At 47.3% G+C, this 19,161-nt stretch carries 12 protein-coding genes; 1 reads left to right on the plus strand and 11 read right to left on the minus strand.

The annotated features are described in order from the left end of the window. From ACX0G9_RS15915 to ACX0G9_RS15950, 8 genes are all read right to left on the minus strand, one after another. Positions 1-318 (minus strand): hypothetical protein (locus ACX0G9_RS15915; RefSeq protein WP_459065922.1); only part of this gene is annotated, 318 nt, incomplete at its 3' end. Positions 319-415: 97 nt separating this feature from the next. Next, complete coding sequence (locus ACX0G9_RS15920; RefSeq protein WP_459065923.1) at positions 416-1,765, minus strand: sugar porter family MFS transporter; 1,350 nt, start codon at positions 1,763-1,765, stop codon at positions 416-418. 98 nt (positions 1,766-1,863) lie between these two features. Beyond that, positions 1,864-3,750 (minus strand): class I mannose-6-phosphate isomerase, encoded by a 1,887-nt coding sequence (locus ACX0G9_RS15925; protein WP_459065924.1) that lies wholly within the window; start codon positions 3,748-3,750, stop codon positions 1,864-1,866. Between the two features lie 111 nt (positions 3,751-3,861). Continuing rightward, positions 3,862-5,331: a RagB/SusD family nutrient uptake outer membrane protein gene (locus tag ACX0G9_RS15930; protein WP_459065925.1), complete on the minus strand. Its 1,470-nt coding sequence runs from the start codon at positions 5,329-5,331 to the stop codon at positions 3,862-3,864. 21 nt (positions 5,332-5,352) lie between these two features. Next, entirely contained in the window at positions 5,353-8,502 is a 3,150-nt protein-coding gene (locus ACX0G9_RS15935) for a SusC/RagA family TonB-linked outer membrane protein (protein ID WP_459065926.1), read from the minus strand. Positions 8,503-8,717: 215 nt separating this feature from the next. Continuing rightward, a complete protein-coding gene (locus tag ACX0G9_RS15940; protein WP_459065927.1) occupies positions 8,718-9,452 on the minus strand; it encodes a GntR family transcriptional regulator in 735 nt (244 codons plus the stop codon). A gap of 84 nt (positions 9,453-9,536) precedes the next feature. After that, entirely contained in the window at positions 9,537-10,433 is an 897-nt protein-coding gene (locus ACX0G9_RS15945; protein ID WP_459065928.1) for a cyclase family protein, read from the minus strand. 44 nt (positions 10,434-10,477) lie between these two features. Next, positions 10,478-11,959 carry a DNA recombination protein RmuC gene (locus ACX0G9_RS15950; protein WP_459065929.1) on the minus strand — a complete coding sequence of 494 codons (1,482 nt, stop codon included), beginning with the start codon at positions 11,957-11,959 and terminating at the stop codon, positions 10,478-10,480. A gap of 312 nt (positions 11,960-12,271) precedes the next feature. On the opposite strand from ACX0G9_RS15950, the gene ACX0G9_RS15955 reads away from it, so the two are divergent. Then, a complete protein-coding gene (locus ACX0G9_RS15955; RefSeq protein WP_459065930.1) occupies positions 12,272-16,216 on the plus strand; it encodes a T9SS type A sorting domain-containing protein in 3,945 nt (1,314 codons plus the stop codon). 117 nt (positions 16,217-16,333) lie between these two features. On the opposite strand, the gene ACX0G9_RS15960 is transcribed toward ACX0G9_RS15955, so the two are convergent. From ACX0G9_RS15960 to ACX0G9_RS15970, 3 genes are all read right to left on the minus strand, one after another. Then, complete coding sequence (locus ACX0G9_RS15960; RefSeq protein WP_459065931.1) at positions 16,334-16,972, minus strand: T9SS type A sorting domain-containing protein; 639 nt, start codon at positions 16,970-16,972, stop codon at positions 16,334-16,336. Positions 16,973-17,164: 192 nt separating this feature from the next. Continuing rightward, on the minus strand, positions 17,165-17,437 hold the full coding sequence (locus ACX0G9_RS15965) for a UBP-type zinc finger domain-containing protein (RefSeq protein ID WP_459065932.1): 273 nt from the start codon (positions 17,435-17,437) through the stop codon (positions 17,165-17,167). 50 nt (positions 17,438-17,487) lie between these two features. Then, a complete protein-coding gene (locus ACX0G9_RS15970; RefSeq protein WP_459065933.1) occupies positions 17,488-19,152 on the minus strand; it encodes an NAD(P)/FAD-dependent oxidoreductase in 1,665 nt (554 codons plus the stop codon). Between the last annotated feature and the right edge of the window lie 9 nt (positions 19,153-19,161).

Raw genomic sequence — 19,161 nt, forward strand, 5'->3', positions numbered from 1 at the left:
ATCCGGGCTCAGGACATAAGAAAAAGAATACTGATAGGCATTGGTCCCGGTGGATTGCGGATTGACAGATAAAACCCCGTTGGTACCGTAAGCACTGTCGGTCTTCAGATTGATCGCCTTGGAGATCAGCAGTTCTTTAAATCCATCGGGAACGGAGATGTCTACGGTCACCTGGATATTTTTTTGTGATTTACCGGTCAGGAAATCACTGGAAAGTTTCAGACTGGGAAGATTCAGGTCTTTGTTGTCCTTTTTGCATCCGGTTGCTATCAACAGACAGGATACAGCCAGGGTAGTGAGAAGGGAGTATGGTCGCATTTTCGTTAGATTTATTGATTTTGAAAGTTTTTATTTCAATTTGATTTATCCGATTGGTCGTATGACATCTATTTCCGGAACAATACTTCCGGAACATTTATTTCCAGAACTGTTCGATCTCTTCCAGTGATTTTCCCTTTGTTTCAGGAACCATCCGTTTTACAAAAAAGAATGCGATGACTGACATGGCCATGTATAACCAAAAGGTCCGGGCTTCCCCAATGGAGGCTTGCAGCATCGGAAAGGTTTGGGATACCGCAAAAACGGCTATCCATAGAAAAAAGATCGCTACGGACATTGCCCTGCCTCTCACCGCGGTAGGGAATATTTCCGCCACGACGACAAAGGTCAACGGCCCAAGGGAGATGGCGAAAAAAGCAATGTACGCCAATATGGATATCAGGATCAGGGGTCCCTGGTGAAACTGGTAATGAAAGGCCAGGCCAACCAGCCCCAGGCATATGGCCATTCCGGCAGAACCGATCAGCAATAAGGTTTTCCTGCCCCATTGGTCGACGTATTTGATAGCAACGACCGTGAACAACACATTGATCGCTCCCACCAGTACCGTTTGTAATAAGGCGGAAGAGGATCCATCTCCGCCTGACTTAAAGATCTCCGGGGCGTAATACATGATGGCGTTGATACCGGTTACCTGCGAAAGCACGGCAAGTATGATCCCAATGATCAGCGCATACCGGAGACCAGGTCTGAACAGGCTTCCTTCATTTTCAGTCTCACCTCCCTGCAGCGATTTGCGGATCGATGCCAGTTCGATCTTTGCCAGCTCAGGTCCATTGATCTTTCCAAGGATAATTTCGGCTTCGTCCAGGCGGTGTTGTTGTGCCAGCCAGCGGGGGCTTTCCGGAACATTCCACAACAGGTAGATAAATAATCCTGAAGGAAGGATTCCGGAGCCAAACATCCAGCGCCACCCGGCTTCGATATTCCAGGCTTCATTGTTCATCCCGGCAATTCCCGCATTGACAAAGTAGATCAGCAGGATACCCATGACGATCCCCATTTGGTAGATGGCGATCAGCCGACCCCGGATGGAAGCCGGGGCTATCTCCGATATGTAGAGGGGAGATAACATGGAAGCGATTCCGATACCCAGTCCGCCGATGAGCCGGAATCCGATAAAATAATCGAGGTCAAGGGAAAGCATGATCCCCAAAGAAGAAATGGTAAAGGCGATGGCGGAGATCATCAGGACCTTTTTGCGTCCGATCCGGTCACTCAACATACCGGCAAACATAGCCCCGATCACACAACCGATCAGTGCACAGGAAGCAACCCAGCCCGTCATCGCCGGGGAAAGGTCATACCTGGCCCGGATGAACCCTATAGCTCCTGCCACTACCGCCGTATCATAGCCGAAAAGTAAACCTCCGACTGCCGCGACATAGGTGCATTTGTATACGTATTTCAAGCCTGATTTATCCATTAGGTTCCGTTTTTATATGGTCAATTTATATTGTATCGCAATCGTATCGTTAACCTATCCTTAATTGTACCCTTAATCGTATCGTTTCATATCGTTCCCTAAGCAATTACCTTTTGTTCATTGGCCTCCTTCGAATTGGTCGCTCCGGCGGTCATTTTATCCGAAAGCCGATCGATACGAAAGTCCACCAGGTTTTCCGTTCGTACATAGGCCTTGAGCGTAGCGCAGGGTTGCCCGACACTCTCGCCATGCGGCCGCACCGTATAGGCTCCGACCGCCGCCGGTACGATAAAGGTTTCCGCATAATGAATGATGAAGGGTTCAAAGGCGTTGGTTGGACTTTCCACGATGGCTTCCCTTCCTTCAATCAGGTTCAGAATATTTACTACTTCGTCCGTATTATGCGTAACGGTACCCGTAAACCAATGACGCCTGGTCTCGATAAAGGAGGTTTCATCCAGACCTGTCCTTTCTTCTTTCCATCCCTCTCCTTCCTTCAGTAAACTAACTTTATTAAGCAGATGTTCCCTGGTCCACTCCTTCCTGCGGTTCCACTGGATCACGTTCTTTCCATGTTCAAGGGAGATGGGTCTTGGTTTTCCATCAAGACCCATCCTGCCCCAATCCCACAATTTGAACGTGAAGATGTAAGGGGTGGCGCTGATTTCCAGGACTACGCTGTTCGCACCGGAACAATGGATGGTCCCTGCCGGGATCAGTACATGGTCGTGTTGCCTGACAGGCCATTTCTCCACGAAGTCATCTGCTTCGAAATAACCACCTGTCTCCTGCGCCTTTTCCAGTTCGGCCACCATTTTCTCCGGTACGACATCATCTTTCAACCCAAGGTATACAAAGGCCTCGTCCTTAGCCTGGAGGAAATAATAACTTTCATCCTGTGTATAGGCCATCCCGAATTTCTCCCGGATATAAGCCTTCAACGGATGCACCTGCAGGCTGAGATTGCCTCCCTCCATCGTATCGAGGAAATCGAACCGGATGGGAAATTCCGCGCCAAAGGCTTCATAGACCTTTTCCCCGAGCAATTGAGCCGGTTGATAAAAAACCATGTCGATGGATGGTATCTCGAACAAAATATTATCGAAACGCAGTAAGAGGCTATTCTCTTCCGGCACGCAGTCGAAACCCCAGGCTATATTTTTTTCCGTTCGTTCCAGATCGAAGACTTCCTTCATCCATTGTCCGCCCCATGGTCCGGGATCGAAAAAAGGCACCACGCGAAAAGGTGTTTTCCCAACCTGTTGCAAACCGCGCAGCAATGTCGCTCCGGTGATCATTTTTGGATTGTCCGCCAAAGTCGTGTCCAGCACATAATCCCATTTTTCCATGAGGTCGACCTTGTGCCGGTCGCATACACGCCAGTCCACAAAAAAGGCCCTTTTATACTGATAAGAAAAAGGATCACCGGCATTATCCGCGCCCAGGTTGCCCGTTTCGTTCCTTCGAAACCGGAGTTGAATTTCCCAGCGGGGCATATCGGCGTATACCAGCAAACCCGCATCGGGAGCAATGAGCGAGGCACCCGTTCCGATAACGAATACAAGGCCGTCCTTGACCGAAGCGATCTGTTCCTGAAGGACTTCGATTTTTGAGGCATCAAAAAAGTCAGAGAGCAACAGGGGCGTAATATATCCGAATACAGGATCGTCGGTTACAAAAGGGTAAACCATTTCCTGTATAGCCATTTCCTCCTTTAATGCTTCACCTGCTTCAAATAAACGGGCAGGGGGAAATTGTACATCAGGACGGTTAATGTTATCCCGGAGCTGGCTGGTGATTTCCTTTACCGAAACCCCGTGGTAACATTCAACCGCAATGATGAGTTTTCGGTCGGGTAATGCCTTAGCTTTTATTAACTCCTCAGCTTTCAGAAGTATTTGAGCAGTAATGCCTTTCCAATCCTGCCATCCCTTTTCCCCTTTGATCCTTACTTCCGGAAACTTATCAAAATTCGAACTTTCCAAGACTTACAATTTTATAGTGAACAATCTTTTTGCATTCAGTGTTGCCTCAGACGCGACGCATAGATATTGAGATCGACATACGACAACTTAAACCCAAGGAGTATGGCGATCTCAATAATCAGTATTCTGCTTAAGATTTTTATTCAGATCGATCTCGCTTTGCGGGATCGGAAACAGATAATTTTTTGCAGCCGGTGTCACACCGGGTTTGGCCAGCGGAACCAACTGTTCCAGGGTTTTGGTCCTTACCAGGTCAAACCAGCGCTGGCCTTCGGCGACGAATTCCATTCTTCTTTCCTTCAGCACCGCTGCACGGAAATCCACCTGGTTGAGTCCGCTATAGTCCGGAACCACATTAAGATAAACCGTGCCATCGAAACGGGCTCTTTTTCTTACCAAATTGATATAGGTCTCTGCATCGCCGGTATTTCCGAGTTCATTGCTTGCTTCCGCATACATCAGCAATACATCTGCGTACCTGATGACCGGGAAATCATTGGCCGACCCGTTAGCCGTTGGTTCTGCGACCCTGTCCCAGTATTTCTGGATATAAGGGCGGATAGTAGTGGTACTTCCGTCCTGGTTATGAATTACTGTAAGGAAGGTGACGGATCTGCGCTGATCGTCCGCTTCATAACTATCATATAACTGCTGCGTAGGGATCTGCCAGCCCTGTGCATTCTGAACACCTTCTACACTGAGCGCCGGAGGTAAAAGACGGACATTGAACTGCCCTACTTCCCAGAAGCTGATCGCACCGCCGCCGTCGCCAAATCCAACGGAGAAGACTGCTTCCTTACCTCCGCGGCTGGACAATTTAAATACGTCGGCATAATTATCCCACAAGGCGTACTGATTGGAGTTGATCACAGCCTTTGCCTTGTCTGCCGCCGGCTGCCATTGCTGCAACGTGAGGTATACTTTTGCTTCGAGGGCCATGGCAGCCCCCTTGGTCGCTCTTCCCCGGCCGCTTCCGGGATCATAACTATCGGGCAATGCCCCTTCCGCAGCCTGCAGGTCCTTCAGGATCTGCTCATATACGGCATCGGTAGTGGCAACGGTAGGCGTAAGTGGTTCCGTTTCCAATAAGACCATCGGAATATGACCGAACATACGAACCAGGTTGAAATAAAGCAGGCCACGCAGGAACCGGGCTTCTCCAACGAGACGACTTCTCAGGGCCGCATTCATGTTGATGCCCGGGATACGGCCGATGGCGATATTGGCAATCGTGATCGCCTTAAAATTCATAGCCCAGATCTCCTGGAGCCCGGCATTCTGCGGGCTGATGGTAAAATTGGCCAGTTGATCGAAATAAGGCGTACCAATCTGCTGCGTCAGCATTTCATCCGAACTCAGACCGGCTGTCACCCAGAACGTGCTGTGGTAGACACCTGCCGTAGAGCCGGTGCTGGTAGAGTTCAGATAACCATATATGGAATTGACCGCGGAGATGGCATCCGCCTCTGTTGTATAATAGTTGTTGATATTGACCAGATTCTTCGGATTCTCTTCCAGGAATTTCTTACAGGAAGGCGCCGCGAAAATCAAGAGGCAGAAAAGGATGTTATTTTTTTTCATCGTTGACAGCATTTACGTTGTTTATAATCCGAGATTTATTCCGACCAGCCACACTTTTGCCTGGGGATAGCCACCCTGGTCCACACCGACCACATTCGTGCTTTGCCCGAAGGTATTGGCCTCCGGATCGTAACCGGTATATTTGGTGGAGGTCCAGAGATTCGTGGCGCTGGCATAGATACGCAGGCTTCTGATCCTGATCCTCGATAACAAAGCCGCACTTACATTATAGCCCAGGGAAATATTCTTTAACCGGAGATAGGAAGCATCTTCCACGATGGCAGAAGAATAGGTACCCGCATCCAGACCTCCGGAGGCGAGCGCCCTTGGATATTTATTGCCGGGATGAGCGGGCGTCCACCGGTTAAGTCCCCCATCAGCCAGTACGTTGTTCTTCCCCGTGAAGTTCAACAGGTCCAGATTATTCAGGTTGGCCATTTTATTTCCTTGCGATCCCTGGAAAAAAATACTCAGATCGAAATTGCTATAGGAAAAAGTATTGGTGAAGCCCCAGGTAAAATCGGCCTGTGCATTTCCGAGGATGGTCCGGTCATTCTGGTCGATCTTTCCATCCTTATTGATATCCTTATATTTCCGGTCTCCTGCCCTGGCATAGGCAGCAGGATTGGGAGCGCCCTGCTCCTGCCCAACCAATACGGGGCTGGAAGCTGCCTCGGCGTCGGATTGGAAAATGCCTTGGAATTGATAACCGTAAAAAGCTCCGATCGGCTGGCCTTTTCTCAAAATGATGCCGCCCGGTAAAGGAATATCCGCTGTGGAATTCAGGTTCGTTATTTTATTGCGGTTCACCGAGAAATTTACAGCGCTGCTCCAGTCGACAACACCCTTTATATTGACCGTGCGAAGGCTGAGATCGATGCCGTGATTGACCACATTACCGATATTCAGCAACGTGTTGGCGAAACCGGAAGTAGTCGGGATCGGCGTGACCAACAGCAGATCGGAAGTTTTTTTATTGTAATAATCCGCCGTTAACGATACCCTGTTGGAAAACATTGACAGATCGAATCCAAGATCCAGCTGCCTGGTAGTTTCCCATTTTAATTTCGGATTGGCATAAGACAGCGGTTCCTGACCGGAATAGACCTCACTACCGAGTGCACTGTTAAATACACCCTGGCCATAAGGACCAATCAGGGACAAAGACTGATAGGGTGCAATGGACTGGTTACCGATCAATCCATAACTGGCTCTTAATTTCAGGTCGGTAATGGAGGAAATATCATGCATGAAAGTTTCATCGGAAACTCTCCAGGCAAAGGCTCCTGAAGGAAAGAAACCATATTTATTTCCCGCGCCGAATTTGGAGGAACCATCCACGCGGCCGGTAAGGGTAAAGAGATATTTGTTATTGAAGGTATAATTAACCCGTCCCAGATAAGAGAGCATGCTCCAGGAGGACTCTGTATTGGCAGGTTTCTGCGGGTTCAGGGCCGAGGCGATGCTGTGATAACCCGTACGGTTATCGGGAAAATCAAAGGCATAAGCCAGCAACTGATCATTATTGAATTGTTGAATGGTATATCCGACGACCGCATTGACCCGGTGAACCTTATTGAAGGTATTGTTATAGGTCAGCGTATTTTCATTCAGCCAGGTCAGGCCATTGGATTTCCCCACTCCTGCTTCTCCTTTACTGGCCTGGGTCCTTTTCAGGAAGTTCGGGCCAAAGGTATACTCCGAATTGGCAAAGGCATCGATACCGAAAGTCGTTTTGAACTCCAGCGTTTTTGAGAGGTTCAATTTGGCGTATACATTTCCCAAAATACGGGAGATGATGGTATTGGAAACATACTCCCGGGCTTCAGCAATAGGGTTGCCGAGCGTCGTTCCGGGTATTCCGTGATAGGTATTATCAAAGGTATACCCTCCGTTGTTGATCGTCGAATCATTATCATATACAGGAAGAGCAGGATTGAACAGGAGCGCTCCGGTCACTACACCGGGAACGATCTGGCCGGCATTGGTCAATACGCCGGTACTGCTCAGCCGGGAATAAGCCAGGTTAGTTCCCACTGTCAGATTTTTGTTGATATTCCGGTCCAGGTTTGCCCGGAAGGAGTAACGTTTAAAATTAGAGCTGATGATGATGCCATCCTGTGCAAAGTAATTTCCCGACAACGAATATTTGGTTTTATCATCGCCTCCTGAAAGGGAAAGCTGATAATTGGACATGGGGGCATTACGAAAAAGTTCTCCCTGCCAGTCCGTTCCTTTACCCAGGTTTTTAGGATTCACATAGATGGGAGTCTGACCCGCATTTATCTGGGCATCATTCACAAAGGCGCCGAACTGGGCCGCATCCAACAGCTTCAGTTTATTGGCCACCTGCTGAACCCCATGATAAGCTTCGATATTGATACTTCCCAGGCCGGATCTTCCTCTTTTGGTAGTGATCAGCACCACTCCATTGGCACCCCTCGACCCATAAATGGCAGTAGCCGATGCATCCTTCAGGATCTCGATGGATTCGATATCACTGGGGTTAATGGAAGAAAGCGCGCCCATGCGTGGACCACGGGTAACCCCGGTCGTCAGATCTGCGCCATCGCTGCTGATCAGCATTCCGTCAATGACATAGAGTGGTTCGTTACCCGCATTGATGGAACTGGTACCCCGGATCCTTATGGAAGTCTCTGCTCCCGGTTTGCCCGAGATCTGGGTGACCTGTACCCCTGCGGCGCGGCCTTGCAGGGCCTGATCAAGAGAGGTTGCCGGGACGGCCTTCAGTTCATCCGCTTTTACAGAAACGACGGAACCCGTCAGATCGCTTTTTTTGGTGGTTCCATAGCCGATCACCATTACCTGGGATAACTCATTCTTATCCTCTTTCAGGTGAATGTCGACCGAACTGCGGCCGCGAAGCGCGACCAATTCGGAGAGATAACCGATATGCGTCACCACCAGTGTGTCCTTTCCGGGAGGAAGCGATAAATGGAATTCCCCGTTGATGTCTGTAGCGGCTCCCTGCGAGGTGCCTTTTACCGATACACTTACGCCGGAGAGGGGTGATCCGTCGGCAATGATTATTTTACCTTTAATTTCCCGGGCTGGGGCGGTGCCCTGGGCAGTGGCCTGTATCGATACGAACGCGAAGGCGATCAGCATCAATAGGGCAGCAAACATTTCGTTAGATTGATACTTTCTCATTAAGTTGAATTAAAAAAAGAAAAAGAATGATTGAAAGAGGGTTACATGTTCAGATGTTCGTACATATTAAGTTATAAATTTTTGTTATGTAGTTATATGAATTAAAGCCGTTTATCGCTTAATGAATATCCAGTTATCTGCTGCGTTTATTCGCTTTTATCTGCTGAGGATACAGGTTTGTGAGAACAGGTTCGATGGGTCTTTTGTTTAGCCTTTTAATGCCTGGCAATATCTATGGTATAGGTGAACCGGTCGGCCCGGTAATAACCCATATTGTATTCGATTGGCCGGTCTCCGGCATCACAGACCACCCTTTTGCGAAAAAGGATCGGGTCTCCGGAGGCCACCGATAATAATCCGCCTAATTTTTTATCTGCCAGGATCGCACTGATCCCTTCTTTCGAAACAGAAGCAATGATATGATGTTCATTCTCCAGCGTTTCATATAAAGGTTTGGAAAAATCATCATCCGCCGTAAGGCCCGTGCGGGGATGAAAATAAGAGACAAAGTATACGATTGGTTTTCCTTCCAAACCTTTCAAACGCTCCATTTTAAGCACCTTTGCCCCTGCGCCTATATTAAAAAGTTCCTGGATCTCTTTATCGGGAACAACGAGCGATACTTTTATGCTCAGGTTCTTAAAGGCTACCCCTTTTTCATCCATCTCATGGGTAAAACTCGCCCACTTATCCAGCTTGGTGGAGATGTTGTTCTTTGCCACCTTGGTTCCTACCCCTTTCTTACGTATCAACAGTCGTTCATAGACCAGTTTGTTTGTCGCCTGTCTGACCGTGCTTCGCGAGATCCCCAGCTCCTTAGCGATGTCGATCTCATTCGGAAGCAGCTTACCATTCTGGTATTCTGGCTTCTCGATCAACCTCCTCAATAAGTCCTCTACCTGTGCATGCAAGGGAAGGGGACTCTTATGATCTATCTCTAATGTTGGCATCCTTGTTTGTTGGTATGTTCGTACATACTAAATTAGGGAATCTTTTGAAACCGCAAAAAAATATTTAAAAAGATGGCTGGCTGACTATCCGGGTTTGTTCACCCTGGCCATCGCTCTTACCGGGAAAGTCCCTGCCCCTTTGAATTTGGGAGGCACCGCGCTGAACTGAAACCCTTCATAAGGCAGGAGGGAAAGATTGCATAAATGTTCTACGATCAATATTTCAGCTCCCAATAAGGTGGAATGAACCGGCCTGGTCCTCCCTTGAGTATTATCGATATTGTGTGAATCGATACCCACCAGCATAACGCCGCAGTCCCTCAGGTAAAGTGCTGCGTCCTCCGTGAGATAAGGATGTCCTTCGTAATAGTTCTCCGTATTCCAGTGTTGGTCCCATCCTGTGTGGATCAAAACCGCCCTGCCCCTGACCTCGTGGTTTTTCAGGTGCTCTCCGGTAATGGCTAAAGAAGCCGTATGGGGAATGTCCAGCTTTATTCCTTCCAGGTCTGCAAACCGGGATAGTTCGACCTGCGAAAGATCTTTTCCATTTTCAAAACGGTGAAAAGGGCAATCGATATAGGTTCCTGTATTAGTCACCATTTCAATTTTTCCGATCTGAAAGGTCGTTCCCGGTTCGTAAAATTTCTTTGAGTCTTCCCTGCTCAGAAAATCGCAGATAACAGGAGCCGGCAGCCCTTTGTAGGTGATCAGCCCATTGGTAATCGTGTGGCTCAGGTCGACCAGAAATACTCCACCATTCACTGCCGGTTTTCTTTTATGGGCTTCTGCAAACACTTCCTTATTCAGTATCTTAATCTTCCCAACCATCAGCAGGCGGAGATCCTCCACGATATAATCACCAAGGGCTTTATCCGAAATGGAATCACCTTCGATATCCATTCTGAAATCCTGCCCCTGGATCCCTCCTCCATTGGTGAATTCAATCTCAAAATCAAATTTTACTCTTTTATCCGGTTGCATAGTATTGTTATGGTTAGCTTGTTGGTCAATTGATTAATCTTTTCTTACGAATCCAGCTCTTCGTCAATGATCTCGCCTTCAGGCGGTTCGGGTATCAACATTTTCATATCCGTTTCGTTCAAAGCTTCTACCCCTTTTAATTTTCGCTGGATCGCCCGTGTACGTTTGCCCATTACTTCATCTATCTGATTGCTGGCTGTCTGCAGATTCTTTTGTGCTTTTTCCAACATGCCCCCAAAATTTTCAAACTCCCGTTTGACAGCACCTAAAACCTGCCAGACTTCGCTGCTCCTCTTCTGAATGGCCAGGGAACGGAAACCCATTTGCAGGCTATTCAGGATCGCTGCAAGGGTCGTCGGACCGGTCACGATTATTTTATATTCCCTTTGCAAATATTCCAACATACTTGCCTTGCGTACTACCTCCGCATAGATGCCTTCAAAGGGAAGGAACATAATGGCAAAATCCGTTGTATTCGGGGGATCGATATATTTATCACTGATATCTTTTGCCATTCTTTTGATCGTCAGTTCCAGATTTTTTTGGGCCAGGTCTATCTGTATAAGATCGCCGATGTCATGAGCCGTCTGTAATTGTTCATATACATCCTTTGGAAATTTTGCATCGATAGGAATCCAAACGACGGACCGGTTATCATCCCTTCCCGGAAGCCTGATGGCAAATTCTACCAGATCGGTGCTTCCCGATTTTGTTTTTACATTGCTCTCATATTGATCGGGGGCCAGAATTTGTTCCAACAACAGTGAGAGCTGGACTTCTCCGAATCCACCTCTCATTTTTACATTACTCAGGACTTTTTTTAACCCTCCTACATCCTGTGCCAATACCTGCATTTCGCCCAATCCTTTTTGCACACTTTCCAATTGCCGGCCAACCAGTTCAAAAGATTGTCCCAACCGTTCATTTAAGGTTTTTTGCAATTTCTCATCTACCATCACCCGCATTTCCTCCAGTTTCTTTTCCGTGCTGTCTATGAGCCTGTCCTGTTTTTCTTCCAGCTGACCGAATTTTTCCCGTTGCAGATTATTGAAGGACTCTACGTTTTTACTAAAGGACTCCTGAAAATCTTTGAAGACTTCTTTCTGATCCCCTTTGAGTTCATCGAACTTGGCCCGCTGTTCCAGGGAAAAATTTCTCAGGCTCTGAGAGAGTTCGTCTCGGGCCGCTCTGTTATTATCATCGATTCTCAAAATTAATGCCGCCATTTTTTCTTCCAGGGTCCTGTTGATTTTTTCAAGGGCCATTTGATTTTGCCCGGTAATATTGGCCAGGGTTCCGGACATCTCGCTCTTAAAATCCTTCAGACCTGCATTCATTTCCAATCTGTTATCCCTTGCCATCACGGCATTTTCCTCCCGGTTAGCCCTGAAATTCTCACCCATTCCAGATTGCAAGGCCTCCATTTTTCCAGATAAGGGATCATTTCCGGAACGGGGACGAAATACAATAATAAGAATGAGCACAAGGAGCACCAGGACACATAAAATACCTATCACCAATTCCATAAATTGTCGGTTTAATCAGCATAAAGATTAAAAAAATGAATATTAGTAAGCATGATTTTATAGCTGAAAATCAATGTAATATAAATTTAATGCCTCAAAAAACCTGGCGCAGTTTTTATTAATACAAGACAAGGGTCACCAAAAGGGGAATGCTTATTTTTCCGAAGGTTCAGGGATAATAAATCTCATAAAAAATGTGCATAAAAATTGTCGTCCCGGGGCATAGATTTTACCCTTAATCATTTCCTTTTTTCGAAATTGGGAAGTACTTTAGCGTTTTACCGATTACCCTATAGAATTCAATAATACCCCATGAAACCAAACCTCTACCCCTATGCAGGGCTGCTGATACTCCTTGTATTTCAGCTCTGCGCAACCACTACCGGTTTTTCTCAAAATTGCAGAGAACTTACCGCCACCTATTCAACTTTCGAATCCAGATGTACTGCTACCGGCGCCATCGGGATCACAGCGTCAGGAGGATCGGGGACCTACAACTATAAAGTTCAGGGCCCAACCAATTCCGACTTTACTTCATCCAGTCTGATAACGGGCTTACCAAGCGGAACCTATACGGTTACTGTGAAAGATATCGTTTCCAATTGCTCCTTGCAACTGGATAATGTCATTGTTGGTGGAACCTATCAAACGCCCAGGTTCGGGATCACTGAAACTGATGTCACTTGTCTGAATGGAAATGACGGAGCAATATCGGTGGTTGGTCTGCAAAATGGCCTTTCCCCATTCATGTATTCGCTTGTCGCTCCATCACAGATGGGCGTGGGGACCACCAGTTCCACGGGAACATTTACCGGATTAACTCCCGGCTCTTATTCTGTACAAATGACCGACTCCTGCGGAGCCATTCAAACCAGGAACATCAGTATACAGAACTATAACTGGTCCATCAATTCCACATCAGTAACCTTGAACACCTGTACCCAGTATAACGGCCAGATCATCCTTAAAGACACCAAAGGCAACAGCAATACCTCGGGTTCCGTGTTTAACGGATACCAATACGGGGTCTCGAAAGCTCCGGGTGATACAGTATGGTTCGGTTCCTATTCTTTTGCTTTCGATCTGGCACAAGCCCGGAAAATATCACTGTTGGCAAAAGACAGGTGCGGAAATGTAAAGACAGCTACCTGGACGAATTCTGTGAAACCTTCCGTGACCTCATCAGTTTCTATCTCTGCACAAACCTGTACCGGATTTACAGCCACCCTTCGCGGGCAGCAAAACCTTACTACTCCAAAGTTCTGTCTTGTGGATGCAGCCGGCAACCCTGTTCCCGGGCAACCCTGTAACAACAACGGCAACTTTGTAAATATCCCATACGGCAGCTATTGTATAAATTTAACCAATTCCTGTTATGATACGGTAATTACCAGGTGTTTCACCCAGGCACAGACCATCCCTGCCATCACCGGTGCGGTCAGTATCTCCAATTATACCTGTACCGATGTCACGGCTACCCTAAACGGACAGAATAATCTTCAAAACCCGCAGTATTGTCTTTTTAACAGCTCGGGAGCAGCGGTTGGAGCCTGTAATACGACAGGGATCTTCAAAAATGTCCCTTATGGCGCTTATACGTTAAAAATGACAGATGGATGTTCAGGAGCCGTCCTTCCGATAAGCTTCACGGCGACCAGGAAGTTAAGGGCTGTGGATGCCGATGTCACCATCAGCGGGAATACCTGTACAACATTTAATGCTACCGTTACCGGGACCACGAACTTCCCCAACCCACAATATTGCCTGGTGGACCACCTGGGCAATATCTTTTCTTGTAACAATACCGGAATATTTCCCAATCTTCCTTACGGTTCTTACTGTATCAACGTCAAGGATCTGACCTGTACAGACACTACGATTCAAAGGTGTTTTTCGGTTCCAGTTCCGGTTCCTGCGGGCGGAGCGCCTGTTGTATCCGATAAAACCTGCAGCGGTTTTACGATTACGGTTACCGGTCAGTCGATCCTGAATAACGGCCAATATTGCCTGCAGGACCAGGCTGGCAATTCCATACCGGGCATTCCCTGTAATACGACGGGAGTCTTCACCAATATTCCTTACGGCAGTTATTGTGTAAAAACAACGGATGGTTGTTCGGGAACCGTATTTACGAACTGCTTAACCGTAACGGCTCCTGCGCCTTCAGTTGGTCCCGCTGTTATCAGCAATGTAACCTGCGCGGGATTTACGGCAACCGTTTCCAACCAGCAAAATTTATCTTCGCCCAGCTTTTGTCTTTTTGATGCAGGCAATAATCAGGTCGGGGCTTGTAATGGGACAGGAGTTTTCAGTTTAACTACTTTTGGTTCCTATACGATAAAAACCACGGATGGCTGTACAAATGCTCATTTTCAAACCAGTTTCAGTCAGTTAAAATCAATTCCATCCGAGGCCGCTTCCGCAAAGATCACCAATCAGAACTGTACTACCTTTTCTGTTGCCGTAACAAATCAGGTAAATCTTACCAATGCGCATTATTATCTAAAAGATAATACAGGAACGGTAGTAATGGATAACCTGACCGGGGTATTCGATAATGTTCCTAATGGCCCCTATTGCCTGGAAACAAAAACGGCCTGTATGGATACAACTTTAACCCGGTGTTTCACCGGCACTCCCGGTCCGACACAGATCACACTTAAAGCAACACCTTCCTGTACCTATGATTCCACCGACCTTACTATTAAGGTCACCACCGGGTTTTCACCCTATACGGTGAACGTATTCGATGCGTCAGGGAACCTGTTAAGAACAGCCACCTCTTCCTCTGCTACGATCGCTGTCACCGGCCTTCCCGCATTGGCAAGCGCACAACAGTATAAGGTGACCGTTACTGGAAACTGTGGTCTGCCTGCCACACAATATATCACGCCGACACCCAGCAATGTATCGCACGTATATACTATTACACCTAAATGCCCTTCCAGTATCGCACAGACCGGATCGGCAGATCTGAATATCATCGCAACTTCAAATTTATCGGGAGTAACGATGTCGATCACCCAGAAAAATTTTGCACCCGTATCCATCGGTTATTCCTTTAACACGGGAAATAGTTTTACGTTCAGCAACCTGGAAGCAGCTACTTATGTGATAACTTATGCTTTTTCCGGATGTACAACGCTTATCAGGGACACCGTAAAATTGCCCGATTATGTCTTCCCGAGTCTTGGAAAATCAGCTGCCTACCAGTGTGATAACAACAGCTTCAGCATAGGGGCTGCCGTAACCGGAGGCATGAGTCCTTTCACCTACCAGGTGATTGGAAGTTCGCCGGCAGCACCTAGTATTAATTCTGCAACACAGAGCAATCCTGTGTTCACCATTAATAACGGAGTTCAATATTCACTGATCCGGTTAAGGGCTGTCGATGCCTGCGGAAACGCCGCACTGAATGACGTCAGCATTCTTCCCCTGGCCAATACGATCGTGACGGCAACGTCCAATTGTATAAGGACCAATACGACTTTATCCACCGACGTCATACCGAATGCAACTTATACCTGGTACAAGAAAATAAAAAGTACGAGCACCGACAGCACCCTAGTTGGAACAGGGCCTTCTTATGCAATTCCCCAGATCGCAGTCAGCGATACAGGGATCTATGTGAACAAGATGTCTGTCAATAATGGCTGTCTTACCAAGCTCTCCTATTTCCATCTGGACGGAGTTTGCCCTATCGTTCTTGCCGGAAGCATCCAGCTGAAGGGTACAACGCTTACCGATGGCTCCAACCAATTAAGCTGGGCCGCCCCCACGGATGCCGGTATCCGGGAATTCGTACTGGAAAGAAGCGATAAGGCAGATGGAATTTTTACAGGAACAGGTGTAATGCCGGCCGATCAGTTCCATGCCAGTACTCCCTATGTCTTTACGGATAAGACTCCTTCCAAAAACGTATATTTTTACCGCCTGCTGATCCGTCTGAATAATAATACAGCGGGTTACAGCAATGTGGTGGTCTTATCGGCACAAGCCGGGAACCTGATCTCCGTATACCCGAACCCTGTCGACAAACTACTGAATATAAGTATCCGCGGAGACCAAAACCAGGATTTCTCGGTAAGTCTTTACACTACTACCGGCCAGGTACTTTACAAGATCCTGCGGCCCGCTATTCAGAACGGCACCATTCTTTATCAACGCGATCCGGGTATCAGGCCAGGTTTGTACTTTATAAAAGTGGATAATCTTACGACCGGCGAAAGTAATGTCTTTAAAATCATATTTAAGTAAGAGCAAAATAGTTAATAGCCATAAAAAAAACAGCGCTGATCAGCGCTGTTTTTTTTATGTCCCTATTCTGTTTCGCCCCTATACTGTTTGTGCAGCAGGTCAGGAGAGCTGGGGAAGTCAGTTTACCATTAAGACCTGCTTGAATTGGGCTCTACCTTCCCTGTCCACCCGGACATAATAATTGCCGGTCTGCAGGGTGCTGATATTAATATCCTGCTCCTCACCTTCCAGTGCTATTTCCAAAACGCTGCGTCCGGATTGATCATAGATACGCACCATTGCGCTTCCCCCTACATTGGAAATATGGATGATGGTATTGGCAGGATTGGGATAGATATTCAGTTTGTGGTCAGGATCACTGGACTTTGCCTTTACCAATGGTGAGTAGCTGGTTTGTTTATTTTTTCCTACCCTGAGCAGGCGATAATAATAAAGAGTATTCGCCTTTGGAGAAAAATCGGTAAAGGAATAATCCGTACTGTCCGGGATCATTTCAAGCATGGTCCCGCTCCCGATGGCAGGCCGCAGCTTCCCGGTTGCCCCTTTTACTTTTCCGACTGTCGAATAGACCACTGTGTCGACGGACCGCTGTATCTCGTATCTGACCGTACTCTGGTCCATACCAACCGTCCAGTCCAATACAATCGGTCCTTCCCCGACCGTTGCCCTGAAATTTAGCCAGGTTACCGGCGCCATAACTGTCGCGGGCAACCAAATAAACAACAAACAAAAGGAACGCAGATAGACCGGTCTCATAAAAAAACGGTTTAGGTTTTATTGCAGAACAGGCGCTAAAAGGTCGGACTGGTTACTACTATGTGGACAGTTAAGTGCTGAAAGGTTGAATTATATATTTCGTTCCATTGGTCGGAAGGTTCCATTGGTCGGAAAGGAGATTGGTGCATTAAAATTAACGCTTTTTGCAATGTGCGCAATTATTTTCATCTGTCAATACTCAACCATAATTTCATCGGGATAACACCATAACCATCTTTCCCCTGGTTCGGAGGACATAACGACGGGGTGCTGGGTCTTGTGATAATGTTTGGTCATATGTTTGTTGGGCGATTCGTCACAGCAGAGGGTGACGCCACAGGTCTGGCAGGTGCGCAGATGCACCCAGTCGCTACCAATCTTTATGCATTCCTCACATTCGTATTCTTTCGCCAATTTTAGCGTTTTGATATCCTGCAGATGCTGACAAATGGATGATTTTGCCATTTACTTCCTCCTGTTTGATTTCAATGGTTTATGAATGGTGAAACGCTGTTTTACTTTACTTCCGCCAGGTATTTATGAACAAAACTGATCGCCATCGACCCTTCCCCCACTGCGGAAGCCACCCGGTTCATGGAACCTGCCCGTACGTCTCCCGCCGCAAAGATGCCCGGAAAACTGGTTTCCAACAAATAGGGATCACGGTTCTGTTTCCAAATCTTCCCAAAATTCTCGTAAGCCTTTAATTCCCTGCCCGTCTCCAGGAAACCTTTCCCGTCCTTTATTATATCCAGGGTTATCCAGTCCGTAAAGGGTTTGGCCCCGATGAAGATATACAAGGCATCGGCTGCATGTTCGGATTGCTCCGAAGTTTCCATATTCATTAAGGCAAGTTGCTCCAGTTTATCGGAGCCTTTGGCTTCAATGATCTCCGTTTTGGGAATCAGACTGATATTTGGCGTTCCCCTGATCTGCTCGATCAGGTATGCCGACATGGTATCGGCAAGGCTTTCTTTACGTATGATAATATAAATCTTTTTCGCAAATTTTGACAGGTACATCGCCGCCTGACCGGCAGAATTTCCTCCGCCGATAATAAAGACTTCTTTGTCTTTACAAGCCGCAGCTTCGGTCATGGCCGCTCCATAATATATCCCTGCACCCGTAAAATCGGCAATCCCTTTTTTATCCAGCATCCGGTAATCTACGCCAGTGGTAATGATCACGCTGCGGGTATTGATTTCCGTATCGTTCTCCAGGATTATTTTTTTATACCCGTCCTTTTGGCGGATATCCCTTACAGACTGTGGCGTAATCAATTCGGTACCCAAACGGGTAGCCTGGGCGATTGCCCTTCGGGAAAGTTCCGCTCCGCTCAGACCCGTTGGGAACCCGAGATAATTTTCGATACGTGAACTGGTTCCGGCCTGCCCTCCCGGTGCCCGTCGTTCTATCAATAATGTTTTGAGACCTTCCGATGCCCCATATACTCCTGCGGCAAGACCGGCAGGACCGGCTCCGATGATGACTACATCATAAACATCTTGTTTAACACTGGGATTCAGACCTACCTTACCGGCGATATCAAGGATAGTCGGTTTAACCAGGGAAGTGCCATCTTCGAAGAAAAGGACAGGCAGATCTTTCGAAGCAAGCCCGTTCAGGGTGAGTAAACGCTCGGCTTCTTCGTTTGTCTGAAAATCCAGCCATTGATAGGGGATCAGGTTACCGGCCAGAAAATCTTTGATGGCATGTGAGGTCTGCGAATATTGATACCCCACGACCTTGATACCCCTGAAATCAGGATGAAAGAGGCTTTGCCAATCATCCAGCAGATCGTCGATTACCGGGAATAATTTTTCCTCCGGGGGATCCCAGGGTTTGGTCAGGTAATAATCCAGCTTCACACTATTGATAGCTTTTATAGCAGCATCCGTATCGGAATAAGCCGTAAGCAGTAAGCGTCTTGCATCCGGATAAAATTTCATGGCCTTTTCCAGGAAAGCGACTCCGTCCAATTCAGGCATCCGCTGGTCAGAAATGAACATGGCCACCGTCTCTCCCTTGTTCTTCAATTCCAGCAAACTATCCAGCGCTTCGCTAACCTTGGCGGTGCTGAGAATTTTATAATCGTCCCGGTATTTGCTTCTCAGGTCCCGTACAATGGCACGCAGGACCTGAGGATCATCATCAATACAAAAAATTATAGGCAGATCCATAGTTCAGTT

Source organism: Flavitalea flava, assembly GCF_054461575.1.

What these genes read in the sequence shown, in the direction of transcription:
- ACX0G9_RS15920 (WP_459065923.1), bottom strand. Translation starts at nt 1,765, where the DNA reads ATGGATAAATCAGGCTTGAAATACGTATACAAATGCACCTATGTCGCG.
- ACX0G9_RS15930 (WP_459065925.1), bottom strand. Translation starts at nt 5,331, where the DNA reads ATGAAAAAAAATAACATCCTTTTCTGCCTCTTGATTTTCGCGGCGCCT.
- ACX0G9_RS15935 (WP_459065926.1), bottom strand. Translation starts at nt 8,502, where the DNA reads ATGAGAAAGTATCAATCTAACGAAATGTTTGCTGCCCTATTGATGCTG.
- ACX0G9_RS15940 (WP_459065927.1), bottom strand. Translation starts at nt 9,452, where the DNA reads ATGCCAACATTAGAGATAGATCATAAGAGTCCCCTTCCCTTGCATGCA.
- ACX0G9_RS15945 (WP_459065928.1), bottom strand. Translation starts at nt 10,433, where the DNA reads ATGCAACCGGATAAAAGAGTAAAATTTGATTTTGAGATTGAATTCACC.
- ACX0G9_RS15950 (WP_459065929.1), bottom strand. Translation starts at nt 11,959, where the DNA reads ATGGAATTGGTGATAGGTATTTTATGTGTCCTGGTGCTCCTTGTGCTC.
- ACX0G9_RS15955 (WP_459065930.1), top strand. Translation starts at nt 12,272, where the DNA reads ATGAAACCAAACCTCTACCCCTATGCAGGGCTGCTGATACTCCTTGTA.
- ACX0G9_RS15960 (WP_459065931.1), bottom strand. Translation starts at nt 16,972, where the DNA reads ATGAGACCGGTCTATCTGCGTTCCTTTTGTTTGTTGTTTATTTGGTTG.
- ACX0G9_RS15965 (WP_459065932.1), bottom strand. Translation starts at nt 17,437, where the DNA reads ATGGCAAAATCATCCATTTGTCAGCATCTGCAGGATATCAAAACGCTA.
- ACX0G9_RS15970 (WP_459065933.1), bottom strand. Translation starts at nt 19,152, where the DNA reads ATGGATCTGCCTATAATTTTTTGTATTGATGATGATCCTCAGGTCCTG.